Genomic DNA, 505 nt, shown 5'->3' on the forward strand with positions numbered 1-505 from the left:
TGATCGCGCCAGATAGCACGGTCTGCGGTTGTGGCACTGAACGGCACATCATTGGCGAGGATGTCAGCGAACGTCTCGATATTGTCCCGGCCCAGTTCCGGGTCATCGTGATCCGTCGCCCCAAATATGCCTGTCGGCCCTGCGAAGAAGGAATTACTCAGGCGCCCGCTTCGGCGCATCTGATCCCCGGGGGGGGATGCCGGCCGAGGCAACCATCGCCCCTCTCGGCAGATTGCTTTGCAATCACCTGCCGGGCAGCGCATGTGATCGTCAGCAAATATGTGGACGATCTTCCTTTGTATCACCAGGCTCAGATCTATGCCCGACAAGGGATCGATCTGGATCGCTCAACCCTGGCCGCCTGGGTTGGCAGGCCAGCGTTCGAGTTGCGCCCCGTCTATAACGCGCTGATGGTTGTATCTGGCAGTGATCCTGGACCTGCATTCCCGGCGCGTCATCGGTTGGGCGGTCAGCAACAGGATGAAGCGTGATCTCACAATCCGGG

Annotated in this window: 1 pseudogene; it reads left to right on the plus strand. The window is 60.0% G+C overall.

Features of this window, described 5'->3' with window-relative positions:
• Positions 1-413: pseudogene (locus ACR0D7_RS19435) on the plus strand (transposase); the annotation flags it as partial.
• Positions 414-505 lie beyond the last annotated feature (92 nt).

It is taken from the genome of Ruegeria sp. BB7 (genome assembly GCF_056539365.1).